Annotated in this window: 11 protein-coding genes; 5 read left to right on the top strand and 6 right to left on the bottom strand. The window is 72.7% G+C overall.

Annotated features, from left to right (window positions below):
* The first annotated feature begins 185 nt into the window (after positions 1-185).
* From KGD83_RS05950 to KGD83_RS05935, 4 genes are all read left to right on the top strand, one after another.
* A complete protein-coding gene (locus KGD83_RS05950) occupies positions 186-1913 on the top strand; it encodes a glycosyltransferase family 4 protein (protein ID WP_212642893.1) in 1728 nt (575 codons plus the stop codon).
* Positions 1914-2015: 102 nt separating this feature from the next.
* Positions 2016-3380: a nucleotide sugar dehydrogenase gene (locus tag KGD83_RS05945; protein WP_212642892.1), complete on the top strand. Its 1365-nt coding sequence runs from the start codon at positions 2016-2018 to the stop codon at positions 3378-3380.
* Positions 3381-3624: 244 nt separating this feature from the next.
* Entirely contained in the window at positions 3625-4779 is a 1155-nt protein-coding gene (locus KGD83_RS05940) for a glycosyltransferase (RefSeq protein WP_212642891.1), read from the top strand.
* A 113-nt stretch (positions 4780-4892) separates the two neighbouring features.
* On the top strand, positions 4893-5498 hold the full coding sequence (locus tag KGD83_RS05935; protein WP_212642890.1) for a malonic semialdehyde reductase: 606 nt from the start codon (positions 4893-4895) through the stop codon (positions 5496-5498).
* Positions 5499-5620: 122 nt separating this feature from the next.
* Here the strand turns inward: KGD83_RS05935 and KGD83_RS05930 are convergent, their stop codons facing one another.
* The 6 genes from KGD83_RS05930 to KGD83_RS05905 all read right to left on the bottom strand — a co-directional run bounded on the left by KGD83_RS05930 (position 5621) and on the right by KGD83_RS05905 (position 11286).
* Positions 5621-7288, bottom strand: a complete 1668-nt coding sequence (locus KGD83_RS05930; protein WP_212642889.1) for a PP2C family protein-serine/threonine phosphatase — start codon at positions 7286-7288, stop codon at positions 5621-5623.
* The gene (locus KGD83_RS05925; RefSeq protein WP_212642888.1) at positions 7285-8334 is read right to left on the bottom strand and encodes a SpoIIE family protein phosphatase; all 1050 of its coding nucleotides are present in this window, start codon (positions 8332-8334) and stop codon (positions 7285-7287) included. Before KGD83_RS05925 ends, KGD83_RS05930 begins: the two co-directional genes overlap by 4 nt.
* Complete coding sequence (locus KGD83_RS05920) at positions 8331-8765, bottom strand: anti-sigma regulatory factor (RefSeq protein ID WP_212642887.1); 435 nt, start codon at positions 8763-8765, stop codon at positions 8331-8333. The genes KGD83_RS05925 and KGD83_RS05920 overlap by 4 nt, the downstream gene beginning before the upstream one ends.
* Complete coding sequence (locus KGD83_RS05915) at positions 8762-9157, bottom strand: STAS domain-containing protein (RefSeq protein ID WP_212642886.1); 396 nt, start codon at positions 9155-9157, stop codon at positions 8762-8764. The genes KGD83_RS05920 and KGD83_RS05915 overlap by 4 nt, the downstream gene beginning before the upstream one ends.
* Positions 9158-9169: 12 nt before the next feature.
* Positions 9170-10057 carry an STAS domain-containing protein gene (locus KGD83_RS05910; protein ID WP_212642885.1) on the bottom strand — a complete coding sequence of 296 codons (888 nt, stop codon included), beginning with the start codon at positions 10055-10057 and terminating at the stop codon, positions 9170-9172.
* A 104-nt stretch (positions 10058-10161) separates the two neighbouring features.
* On the bottom strand, positions 10162-11286 hold the full coding sequence (locus KGD83_RS05905; RefSeq protein WP_212644286.1) for a PP2C family protein-serine/threonine phosphatase: 1125 nt from the start codon (positions 11284-11286) through the stop codon (positions 10162-10164).
* Positions 11287-11572: 286 nt separating this feature from the next.
* Between KGD83_RS05905 and KGD83_RS05900 the strand changes: the two genes are divergently transcribed.
* On the top strand, positions 11573-11998 hold the full coding sequence (locus KGD83_RS05900; protein ID WP_249352172.1) for a MarR family winged helix-turn-helix transcriptional regulator: 426 nt from the start codon (positions 11573-11575) through the stop codon (positions 11996-11998).
* Positions 11999-12831: the final 833 nt, after the last annotated feature.

The raw sequence follows: 12831 nt of genomic DNA, 5'->3' as shown, positions 1-12831 counted from the left end.
CGGCGGGACTGGTGTGGTCCGGCGGCGTTCCTTGCCCGAGCCGTCCCGTCCGTGTCGCCGTGGTGTCACCGTACGGTCACGTCCGCGTGGTTGTGTGACTGACCGTGCATGACACCCAAGCTTCCGAATCCCAGGTTCCGCGTTCGCGCACCCGCTGGCCGCGAGCGGCGACGTTCACCCTCTCGTTGGCCTGGCGACACCTGCGGGCCGAACCGGCCCGGCTGCCGCTGCTGGCGCTGCGGCTGACGCCCGGTCCGCCCCGGCGCGCGGTGCGCGCCCTGGCCTCCCGGGCGGGCGGCCGGGCCCGCGCCTACGCCCTGTGGGACCAGGGCCGGCGCGCGGACGCCCGCGAGGCGGTGCTCGCCGCGGCGAGCGGTGCCTCCCCCCGCCGGGTGGGCCGCCTGGTGGCGTCCTGCCTGGCGGCGGGAGACGCGGCCACCGCCCGGGAACTGGTCGAACAGCTTCCGGAGGGCGCTCTTCGAGAGGCCGCGGAGCATCGGACGGCCCTGGCCACGGGACGCGCTGTCGCCGCGTCCCCGTCCACGTCGCCCGACCGTCACGCCATCACGTTAACCCGCGATCCACGAACGCCGCCCGACGCCACGGTGAACGCTCGGCGACCGGAGGCGTCGGAGGGTGAACGGTGGCGTGTGGCCGGGGACCCCGCGTCACCCGGAGCGGGTCTGCGGGTGCTGCACCTGGTGACCAACGCGCTGCCGCACACCAACGCGGGCTACACCCAGCGCACCCACAAGATCGCGGTCGCCCAGCGCGAGGCCGGGATGGACGTGCACGTGGTCACCAGGGCGGGGTACCCCCTGGTCAAGGGCGTTCCCGACCCGCGCACGCTGGTGCGGGTGGACGGCATCCCCTACCACCGGCTCCTGCCCTGGACCGCGCCCGCCGACGCCGCCCGGGAGCTGGCCGCGGGGGTGCGGCTGGGCTCGGAGCTGGTGGAGGCGCTGCGGCCCGACGTGCTGCACGCCGCGAGCAACCACCACAACGCCCGCCTGGCCCTGGAGCTGGGCCGCAGGTTCGGCCTGCCGGTGGTCTACGAGGTGCGGGGCTTCCTGGAGGAGTCCTGGCTCTCTCGCGACCCCTCGCGCAGCGTGGACGACGCCTTCTACCGAGCCGAGCGCGCGAGCGAGACCGAGTGCATGCTGGCCGCCGACCTGGTGGTCACCCTGGGCGAGGCGATGCGCGCCGACATCGAGGCGCGCGGCGTGCCGCGCGAGCGCCTGCTGGTGGTGCCCAACGCGGTGGACGCCTCCTTCCTGGCCCCGCTGCCCCCGGGTGCCGGGGTGCGCGCCGAGCTGGGGATCGGCGGTGAGGACTTCGTGGTGGGCACCACCACCAGCTGCTTCGGCTACGAGGGCCTGGACACGCTGCTGGAGGCGGTGGCCCTGATGCGCGAACGCGGGGAGGCGGCGCACGCCCTGATCGTGGGGGACGGCCCCGAGCTGCCCGCGCTGCGCTCCCTGGCCGGCTCCCTGGGCCTGGAGGGGGCCGCGCACTTCACCGGCCGCGTCCCGGCCGCGCGGGTGCGCGACCACCACGCCGCGCTGGACGTGTTCGCGGTGCCCAGACGCGACGAGCGGGTGTGCCGTCTGGTCACCCCGCTCAAACCCGTGGAGGCCATGGCGGGCGGGCTTCCGGTGGTGGCCAGTGATCTCCCGGCGTTGCGAGAGATCGTGGAACCGGGAGTGACAGGAGAGTTAATTCCGGCGGGCGAATCGGCGACTCTAGCCGATGTGCTGACAAAGCTCGCTTACAGTCGTGAAAAGCGGATCTCCTACGGCGGTGCGGGTCGCGATCTCGTCAGCGACCGCACCTGGGCCGAGGCCGCATACCGCTACAACCAGGCGTATCGGGTTCAGATTCGCGAAATGACCGAACCAGGCCAGAACCCGTAAGTGTGGACAACACGTGCCTACACTCAGACGTCTAACGCACTGAGCAATGGCAGTTCCCGCTATTTACGCCCGTTCACGAGATGAATGCGAGTGTGACCACGAGTGGATGCCGCAGCCTCCAACCCAGCCCTTGTCTCCGAGCAGTCCGCCGGTGCGGTCAGCGACCTCGTCGTCCTCGGCCTCGGCTACGTCGGCCTGCCGCTCGCGGCCGAGGCCGTGTCCGCTGGCCTGAAGGTCACCGGTCTGGACGTGAGCAGCCGCGTCGTCGACGGGCTCAACAGCGCCGTCTCGCACGTGGACGACCTCTCCGCGGAGGACGTGCGCCGGATGCTGGACCGCGGTTTCACCGCGACCACCGACCCGGCCTGCCTGGCCGCCGCGCGCACCATCGTGATCTGCGTGCCCACGCCCCTGTCGGCGGAGGGCGGCCCGGACCTGGGAGCGGTGACGTCCGCGGCCGAGTCGATCGCCGCGCAGCTGCGGCCCGGCACACTGGTCATCCTGGAGTCGACCACCTACCCCGGCACCACCGAGGAGGTGGTCCGCCCGCTGCTGGAGAGGTCCGGCCTGGTCGCGGGCGCCGACTTCCACCTGGCCTTCTCGCCCGAGCGCATCGACCCCGGCAACCCGACCTTCGGCGTGGCCAACACGCCCAAGGTGGTCGGCGGCCTGACGCAGGAGTGCGGGGAGGCCGCGGCGGAGTTCTACGGCGCCTTCGTGAACACGGTGGTGCGGGCGCGCGGCACCCGCGAGGCGGAGATGGCCAAGCTGCTGGAGAACACCTACCGCCACGTCAACATCGCCCTGGTCAACGAGATGGCCATCTTCTGCCAGGAGCTGGGCGTGGACCTGTGGGACTCCATCGCCGCGGCGGCCACCAAGCCGTTCGGCTTCCAGGCCTTCTACCCGGGCCCGGGCGTGGGCGGCCACTGCATCCCCATCGACCCGAACTACCTGTCGTACAAGGTCAAGACCCTCGGCTACCCGTTCCGGTTCGTGGAGCTGGCCCAGGAGATCAACGGCCGCATGCCCTCCTACGTCATCCAGCGGGCGCAGGAGCTGCTCAACGACTCCGGCCTGGCGCTGTCGCGCTCCAAGGTGCTGCTGCTGGGCGTCACCTACAAGGCCGACATCGCCGACCAGCGCGAGTCCCCGGCCCGGCCGGTCGCGCGCAAGCTGGCCGCCAAGGGCGCCACGCTGACCTACCACGACCCGCACGTGGAGTCCTGGCAGGTCGACGGCGTGGACGTGCCCAGGTCCACCGACCTGGACCGCGCCCTGGCCGAGGCCGACCTGACCATCCTGCTCACCGACCACGCCGAGTACCGGCCCAAGCGGCTGGAGGAGTACGCGCGGCTGCTCCTGGACACCCGGGGCGTACTGCGCCGACCCGACCCCGAGACGGACTCCGCGGTCCCCTCGCAGGTGCGGCGCCACGTCACGCGGGAGGGCATCGAGGTCCTGTGAGCTGAGGGACACGTCCCGACGGGCACGCCGATCCGCGAGCACACCGCGTTCATCGGCGTGCCTTCCGGCGTTCACCTCCCCCCGGCCGAAGGTTCACCCGCTGCACTCCGTGCGGCCACCGGGCTTTCCTCGGCGCGTCTTTCCCGCTGAATACCGTGACGAAGAGCTGATACCGCTCCGACCGGAGCGGCCAGGCCGATCCGCCCGAGAGGGCCTCAGACGGCGACACAGGTAGGTGAACTCGATGCACGCGCTCGTGGCCACGGTGGTGCACCACCCGGAGGACGCACGGATCCTGCACCGGCAGATCCGCGCCCTGTTGGACGCCGGACACAGCGTGACCTATGTGGCGCCGTTCCGCGAGTGCGGGGTGACCCCGTGGTCGGAGCTGCGTTCGGTGGACGTGCCGCGCGCCTCGGGGCGCGAGCGGCTCGCCTCGCTGCGCGCCGCCCGCGCGGTCCTCGCCGAGCAGGCGCCCCTGGCCGACCTGCTCCTCTTCCACGACCCCGAACTCCTGCTGGCACTGCCGTCCAGACGCCCGGTGACGGTGTGGGACGTGCACGAGGACACGGCGGCGGCCCTGCTCACCAAGGCGTGGGTGCCCCGGTCGCTGCGGCGTCCGCTGGGCACGGTGGTGCGCTCCTTCGAGCGGCACGCGGAGCGGCGGATGCGGCTGATGCTGGCCGAGGAGGGGTACCGCTCCCGGTTCCGCATGGAGCACCCGGTGGTGCCCAACACCACCGAGGTGCCGGAGTTCCCGGCGCGCGAGCCGGGCGACGACCGGATCGTGTACCTGGGCCAGGTGTCCGAGGCGCGCGGCGCGCGCGAACTGGTGGAGCTGGGGCGCATGCTGCGCCCGCACGGCGTGCGCCTGGAGGTCATCGGCGGTGCCGACTCCGGGGTGCGGCCGCTGCTGCGCGAGGCCCAGCAGGAGGACGTCCTGCACTGGTACGGGTTCGTGCCCAACGACCGGGCGCTGCGGATCTGCGCGGGCGCCATGGCGGGGCTGAGCCTGCTGCACGACACGCCCAACTACCGGCACTCGATGCCGACCAAGGTCGTGGAGTACATGGCGCACGGCCTGCCGGTGGTGACCACGCCCAACCCGGTGGCGCAGGAGCTGGTGACCGGCCGCCCGGAGGGCCCGTCGGGCCTGGTGGTGCCGTTCGGCGACGTGTCGGCCGCGGCGGAGGCGGTGCTGCGGCTGCGCCGGGACGCGGAGCTGCGCCGGGACCTGGCGCGCACAGGGCACCGGATCGCGCGGACCTCCTTCCACTGGCCGGTCCAGGCGCGCCTGTTCGTCAAGCGCTTGGAGGCGTGGGCGGACGAGGCCTCGGGCGAACCGCTGCCCGTGGTGCCGCCCCCGCGGAGTCGCCAGCGCACTCCCGTGCGTGATTGACCCCACTTCTAGCTCTCTAAGAAATATCTTCCTCGTCAACAAGTGTTGTGGTCCGTGTCGGAGCCGACTCCGCACGGCCCCCCGCCACACCACGAGCACGACCGAGGAAACACATGACCGACGCGCTGGTACTCGACAAGGCGGCCCAGGACCTGCTCTTCCGGGACGCCCGTACCGCGAACAGCTTCACCGACGAGCCCGTGACCGAGGAGCAGGTCCGCGCGATCCACGACCTGGTCAAGTACGGGCCGACCGCCATGAACAACCAGCCCCTGCGGGTCACCGTGGTGCGCTCGGCCGCGGCCCGGGAGCGCCTCGTGCCGCACATGGCGGGCAACAACGCGCCCAAGACCTCGACGGCGCCGCTCACCCTGATCCTGTCCGCGGACTCCGACTTCCACGAGCACTTCCCGAAGACCTTCCCCGTCGCGCCCGACGCCCGGGACAACTTCTCCGGGATGCCCGTCGAGGCCCGCGAGAGCATGGCCCTGCAGAACGCGTTCCTCCAGATCGGCTACCTGCTCCTGGGCGTGCGCGCCGCCGGTCTGGCGGCCGGGCCGATGACCGGCTTCGACGCAGAGGGCGTGCGCCGCGAGTTCTTCGGCGAGGACTCCACGCTGCGGCCCCTGGTGGTCATGAACGTGGGCAGGCCGGGCCCGGACGCGTGGTTCGACCGCCTGCCGCGCCTGGAGTACGACGAGGCCGTCACCGAGGTCTGACCGGCGTCCCCGTCGTCCGCCGGACCTGAGAGGGCGGACGAGCACGGGGCGGAGCACCGTGTGTCAGGGGGCCGGGCGCCGAGGGGGGCGCCCGGCCCCCCGCGCGCGGCCCCGGAGCGCCGCTACCCGTCCCGCTCGGCGGCGAGGAAGACCAGCAGGCAGACGTCGTCGTCGCAGTCCTGGTACTTGACCATGGCGTCCAGCAGGTCGTCGGCCGCCTTGTCCGGGCCGCCCCGCCAGTACGGCGGACCCCCGAAGCCCTCCACCAGGCGCGCGATCCCGTCGTCGATGGACTCTCCGCGCCGCTCGATCAGGCCGTCGCTGTACAGCAGCAGCGCGGCGCCCGGAGGCAGTTCGACGGTGTGGTCGGTGTAGGTCAGCTCGACCGGCAGGCCGAGCATGCCGCCGGACGGCAGGGGCACCGCCTCCGCCGTGCCCTCTCCGTCGCGCCACAGCGGCGGCGGGTGCCCGGCCCCGGCCATCACCACCTCGGGGTCCCCCGGCCGGAAGCGCACGATGACCGCGGTCGCGAACAGGTCCGGTTCGAGGTGGCCCAGAAGCCGGTGCAGGCGCTCCAGCAGCACGGCCGGGCTGCGCTCCTCCAGCGCGTACGCGCGCAGGGCCGTGCGCAGCTGGCCCATCATCACCGCGGCGTGGATGCCGTGCCCGGTGACGTCGCCGACCACGCCGATGAACTCGCCGTCACCCCGCGAGAAGACGTCGTACCAGTCGCCGCCCACGTTCATCCCGCGCGTGGCGGGCAGGTAGCGGGCCGTCATCTCCATCCCCGGGGTCTCGGGCAGCTCGGTGAGCATGGCCCGCTGGAGGGTGGCCGCCGTGTCGCGCTCGCGCTCGAAGCGGCGCGCGTTGTCCAGCGACGCGGCCGCCCGCCGCGCGAGTTCGTCCAGCACGACCCCGTCGTCGGCGTCCAGGGGTTCGGTGCGGCGCAGCAGCAGCACCCCGAGCAGCCCCGAGCCCGTGAGCAGGGGGAGTGCGAGCTGCCCCTCCCCGGCCAGGGCGTCCGCCGGACGGCGCCGGGCCGCGGCCAGGAGCACTGCGTCCGGCACGGCGGCCTCACGCGCGTCGGAGGCGCACAGGCCGCCGTCCTCGTCGGTGAGCCACACCTCGACGGCGTCGGCGCGCTCGGGCACGAGCAGGTCCCGCAGGCGGGCGAAGATCTCCGCCTGGTTCAGGGAGGTCATTAGCCTCGCGCTGGCCGTGGAGAGGAACGTGAGCCTGTTGCGGGCGGCCTCGGCCTGGTCCCGGGCCGAGCGCTCGGCCGCCAGGAGCCTGCGCTGCTCGTCGCTGGCCTCGGCGAGCTCGGCGTGCAGGGCGAGCACGCCCTGGTTGGTCTCCTCCAGCTCGCGCTGGTGCCACTCCAGTTCGCGTGCGCGCTCGGCCGCGACGGCGGCCACCCTCCCCGCGCGCTCGGAGGTGCGAAGCAGCTCGGCAGCCAGGAGTTCGGCGTCGGCTTCCCCGGGGTCCCCGCCCGCCGCGGCCCCCGCGTCGAAGGGCTCGGAGAGGGGCAGGTCGGACTCCCACCGGCTCTCCCCCGCGCCGTCGCGGACGGTGGCGCGCAGCACGAGCCCGTCCTCGGACAGGTCCACCGCCAGCGCGGCCGGACCTCCGGGCCTCGCCGCGCGCAGCGCCCACGAGGAGGCGCCGTCCAGGAACTCCAGTTCGGCCTCGTCCCCGGCGCACGCGGCGTCGAGCACGCGCGCCACGGCGGCGCGGGCCCGCGCCGCGTCGACCGCGCCGCGGACCCGCAGTTCGAGCAGCGGTTGCGTCATCGTCCTCCCCCGTCAGGGCGTGCGGTGTGCGTGACCACGGCGACGCTCGTGTCGTCACGCAGCGGACGGGCGGCGCTGCCCGAGTCCCGGAACACCGCTCCGGCCACGACCGCGGCGTCGTGGCCGCGCAGGGCCTCCACGCCCTCGGGCTTCCATCGTCCCGGCACCCCGTCGCTGTGCAGGATGAGCATGTCCCCCGGGGACCACTCCCGACGGGCCGGGGCGGGCGTGCGCAGGGAGAAGGCCCCCACGATCCCGGGTTGGGAGAGCAGGGTCTCCCAGCGCCCGTTCCGGTACAGGCGCGCACCGATGTTGCCGACCCCGCAGAAGGTGAGGCGGCCCCGGGGCTCGTCGATCCCGGCGATCGCCACGGCCGCCCCGCGCGTGCGCCGCAGCGCCTCGTGCAGCCCGCGCAACAGCGTGTCGGGGGCCCCTCCCCTGCTGCCGGTCACGAAGCGCGCCGCCGTTTCGGAGGCCTCCGCCGCGGCCTCACCGTGCCCGAGCCCGTCCGCGAGCATGACCGTGCGCAGACCCGCGCCGCTGCGGAAGGCCAGAGCGTCTCCGGAGAGCTTGTAGCCGCCCAGGGGGACGTGTACCCCGCCGGTGGCCGCGCGGGCGCCGAACAGGTCGCGTTCGGCGGGCCGGGCGAACCGGGCCACCGCCACCGTCCCCCTGCCCGGGCTGCTCTGGACCTCGAAGAAGTCGGCGGCGCGCGCGCAGGCGCCGAGACCCGCGCCCAGGGAGTCCTCCGAGGTGGAGAAGCCGTCCCTCATGGCGCGCGGGACGTCGGGGATCCCGGGGCCGTGGTCCAGCGCGAGGATCTGCAGGGCCCGGGCCGTTCCCCACGGCTCCCTGGCCTCCTCCGCCACGAAGCGCCCACCGCCGGCGTACCTGCACATGTTGGTCGCCAGTTCGGACGCGGCGAGGGCCGCGGCGTCCGCCGCGGCCCCGTCCAGACCGATGCCGAACGCGGCCTTGCGGGCGGTCCGGGCCGCGTCGGACACGCGCGTGGCGTCGGTGACCGCCAGGTCCCAGACCCTGGTCATCGGGCTCCGCGCCCGTAGGGGTCGGCCCAGGAGGTGATGGTCACCCTGGTCCCCCCCTCGGGGAGGTTCTCGATCTCGAACTCCTGCACGAGGCGTTTGGAGCCGCTCAGGCCCATCCCCAGGCCGCCAGCGGTGGAGTAGCCGTCGGTCAGGGCCCTGTCCACGTCGGGGATACCCGGCCCCGAGTCGACGAAGGACACGCGCACGCCCTGTCCCGTCTGGCCGTGCACGACGCGGATCTCGGTGGAACCGCCCCCGCCGTGCAGGAGCGTGTTGCGGGCCAGCTCACTGGCCGCGGTCACGAGCTTGGTCTGCTGGACCAGGCCGAATCCGGTCCGCTGCGCCAGAGTGCGCACCTGCTGGCGGACCGCCGTCAGGTCGGTGTCCCTGCGGATGGGCACGTGGATCGGCTCCGCGGAGGCCTGGCTCACGTCGTGCCCCGTTCCGGCCGTTCCTTCCGTTCGATGGTGACCCCGAAGCTGGCCGCCGCCTCGGTGACCGTACGGGCGGTGTCCATGCCCGGCAGGGTAAGGCCCAGTTCGACCAGGGTGATGGCCACCGCCGGGCGCATGCCGACCAGGACGGTCCTGGCGGCGAGGAGCCGTGAGGAGGCCGCCACCTCGGCGAGCACGCGCGCGAGGAAGGAGTCGACCATGTCGAGTGAACTGATGTCGATGATGAGTCCGCGCGAACCGGTGTCGGCCACCGCGGCGGTCACGTCGTTCTGGAGGTCCACCGCGGCCTCGTCGGGGAGCTCGCCCTGGATGCTCACGAGCAGCAGTCCGCCGATGTCGAGGACCGGGATGGTGGGAGGGCTGGTCACGTACCTGTCCAATCAGCTCTCGGGGCCCTTGACGGACGGCGCCCTGTTCTGGCGCCGCTCCAGGGCCCACTCCAGTGCGTCGGCCAGGCTGGCCCTGGTGGTGACCGGACCCAGGTCCAGACCGAGCTGGACGATGGTCTGGGCGATGGCGGGGCGGATGCCCGAGATGACGCACTCCGCCCCCATGAGCCGCGCCGAGGCGACGGTCTTCATGAGGTGCTGGGCCACGAGCGAGTCCACCGTGGACACACCCGTGATGTCCAGGATGGCGATGGTGGCCTTGTGCTCGACGATGGCCTCCAGGAGGTTCTCCATCACCACCTGGCTGCGCGCGCTGTCGAGCATGCCGATGAGCGGCACGGCGACGAGGCGGTCCCAGAGCTTGACGACCGGGGTCGCCATCTCCAGGAGCTGCTGGCGCTGGCGCTGGATGATCTCCTGGTTCTCCTGGAGCATGCTCTCGACGACCATGACCCGCAGGGTGGCGAACAGCGTGACGAGCTGGACGCGGATGTCGCACAGTTCGTCGGGGCCCGTTCCGGGGGCATCCGCGACCAGCAGTTCCATCGCGGCCTCCCCCAGGACGCCGACCTCGCGGTCGACCTGCGCGGTGGACAGGCCCGACCTCGCGCGCGAGGCGGTCATGGCGACGAGCTGTTCGCGGACGGAGTGGAAGCCCGGGGCCTCCAGGTCGTCGACGCGTCCGCTGTCGGCGACCACCGCGAGGGAGTCGACGACGGCGTGGCACGCCTCGACGGCCTCGTCCCGGGTAACGGTGAACACCGTCTGGAAGAGGGGCAGGTCGGCCCAGCGCTGGGCGATCTGCTCCCTGCGGCGCCGGAGGAAGGCGGACACGATCCGCGCGCCCGACCCGGAGTGGTCGGATACTCCGTCAGTCATACATCTCCTCGTGGTCCTGCGTGTCGCTGGAAGGGGGGTCCTGCGTTGTTGCCGCGTGGCAATTGTCTACCAGACCTGAGGCGGGCGGGCACGGGGCGCGGCGCCTACCCCGGCTCGCCCCGGCCCCGCCAGTCCAGGCACACCACCAGCGCGTCGTCGAGGGACTCGCGGTCGCCCCGGTACTCGGCCAGGTGGCGCAGGACCTCCTGGGGCGCGGAGGAGCTGGGCACCAGCCTGGTGGCCAGGATGGCCAGGGGCAGGGCCCGGGTGCCGAAGGTCTCGCCCTCGGACTGCCCCTTGGCGTCGAACACGCCGTCGCTGACGAACACCAGCCGGTCGCCCGGCTCGACCCGGAAGCCCTCCGCGGTGTAGACGGTGTCCTCGGCCATGCCCATGGGCAGCTGGGCCTCGAAGGGCATCTGCTCGACCCGGTCGCCGCGCAGGCGGTAGAGCAGGGGCGATCCCGCGTCGACCACCTGCACCTCGCCGGTGGCCAGGTCGAAGCCGAGCAGGAGGACGTCCAGGTAGCGCTCTCCCCGGTAGTGGGCGTAGACGGCCTTGTCGGCGAGGGCGACCTGGTCGGCGAGCGGGATCCCGCTGCGGCGGGCGTTGCGCAGGGCGTTGACCCCGAGGCTGGTGAGCAGCGAGGCGTCGATGCCCTCGCCCATGCCGTTGGTGATGCCCAGGGTCAGGCGGTCCGGCGCGGCCGACCAGTCGAAGTTGTCGCCGCGTATGGAGTAGGCCGGTTCGAGCTGGGCGCCGATGCTGTACTCGGGGCACTCGAAGCCCCGGCCCGGCAGCAGGTCCCACTGGACCTCGGCGGCCAGGGTGAGGCGGTCCCTGCGGCGCAGCGTCCGGTAGACGTCGGTGTCGCGCTCGGCGACGAGGAGTTCGTGGCCGAGCAACGTGGCTACCTGCTCCAGTTCGGCGAGCACCCCGGCGGAGTAGTCGTCCGCCTTGAGCTCGACGGTGAGCACGCCCAGCCGGTCGCCGCGGGCGCTCACCGGGAGGTGGACGGTGACGGCCTCGGCCCCGAAGCTGTCCTCGACGAAGGTCTCCTGCGCGCCGAAGACCCTGCCCACGACACTGTTGAAGACGGAGTACTCCCCCGCGCACTCCCCGGGCGGATCGGGGACGTGGCAGAGTACCTTGAGTCCGTAGTCAGCGAGGAAGAGTTCGGCGGACACCGCCGCGTAGTCTTCGGAGAGGGCCCCACGGAGGACCACCATGAGCCCGTGCGGCTGGGCCTCGCGAAGGGACCGCGCTACGGTCTCGTATCTGTTCACTGGCTCGACCTGTGTTTTCTGTGCCGATTGGAGAAGTATCCCGCACACCGGCACGGGTACGGTCGGCGGGCGCGGAACGGGGCGTTCCGTTATGGTCGTAGAGGTACCCCATTTCCGATGCCGGATGGGTGCAACTCACAGACGCGACGCGTGAGAGTGGAAAGTGAGTCCTGAATCGCAGGAACCGACAGCCGAAGCAGCCCGTGCGGCCTCCACCGTCACCGAACTCATGGAAGTGCTCTGGGGGCGCGGCCGTGAGGTCGCCTCCTCACCGGTCTCTCCTCCGCAGCTCAAGGTCCTCTTCATCCTCGAGGAGGAGGACGGCGTGAACCTGCGTACGGTGACCGAGCGCCTGGGTTCCACCCCTCCGTCCGTCAGCAGGCTGTGCGACCGCCTCCAGGCGGTCGGCTTCGTGACCCGGACGCCGAGTCCGAACAGCCGTCGTGAGCTGAGGCTCTGGCTGAGCGAGAGCGGCCGGACCTTCCTGCGCGACCTGAGAGCCCGGAGGGAGGCCGAACTCAACGAGGTCATCGCCCGCATGCCCCCGCGCAAGCGGGTGATGCTCCTGGAAGGGCTCATGTCCTTCCGCGAGGCGGCGAGCCGCTCCGAGGAACGCTCCGACAGCTCCGAGCAGCCGAACTTCCGCACGGCCTGAGCCACTGGTACGGACCGGGCGGTCGGTCCGGCGCCACGTGTGGGTGGAACCCCGGCGTCCCCGCCCTGCCCTGGGCAGCCGCCACCTCGGGGCGGGCTTCCCAACCGTAAACAATGCCGCCAGAGTCAACTATTGTCAAGCGGCAACAGTTTTCCGACACCGCGCCGAGCCCCGCCCGCAGCCCTGTCCCCGCCGCGTCCCGTTCCGGGGAATCCGTGTCGAAAACACCGGGCCCTCGGCCCCTCGGAGACCGCTCCCCGGGCCTCACCCCCGCTTGGGCCACACCGGCTCGGGAGCTGTCCCCTCCCCCTCCGAACGACCGGCCGGGACCGCGCATGGTTCGTCCACCGCACCCGGGCAAGGAGGCGGAATCCGCGCTCCGGGCGGCGGAGGCCGGACAGTGCAGGACCGAGCGCAGGAAGAAGTACTACAAGACGTACTGCCCGTGCCCGGAGCAGCACCTCAAGACCGTTGAGCTCACGCCCTCCGGGGGCAAGTCGCCTCGAGGACCTGCTGGGGCGGCTGCTTCGGCACGCACGCTGGGAGGAGTGGGCCCCGGGAGCACACACCGCCTCGTGGCCGGCCTTTCCTCCGGAGCACGGAACGGCGCCGACGGTCACGGGGACCTCGACGGCTTCGTCGACGAGTCGGACGACCTACAGGGGTGCGATCCCGGCGTCGTCGATCCCGACGTGGTGCGAGGCCTGGCCGACCGCACGCTCTCGGTGACGACGGGCGTGGAGGCCCGCGGCCCCGGAGGGCGGGCGCCTCCCGCCCGTTCTCCGCCAACGTGCGCGCGGCAACGCACGCGGCCCAGCGCGGAACGCCGACCC

It is taken from the genome of Nocardiopsis akebiae (assembly GCF_018316795.1).
GTDB classification, from domain to species: domain Bacteria; phylum Actinomycetota; class Actinomycetes; order Streptosporangiales; family Streptosporangiaceae; genus Nocardiopsis; species Nocardiopsis dassonvillei.
Note: the sequence above shows the minus strand (reverse complement) of the source record. Positions and strands in the feature narration are given on the sequence as shown.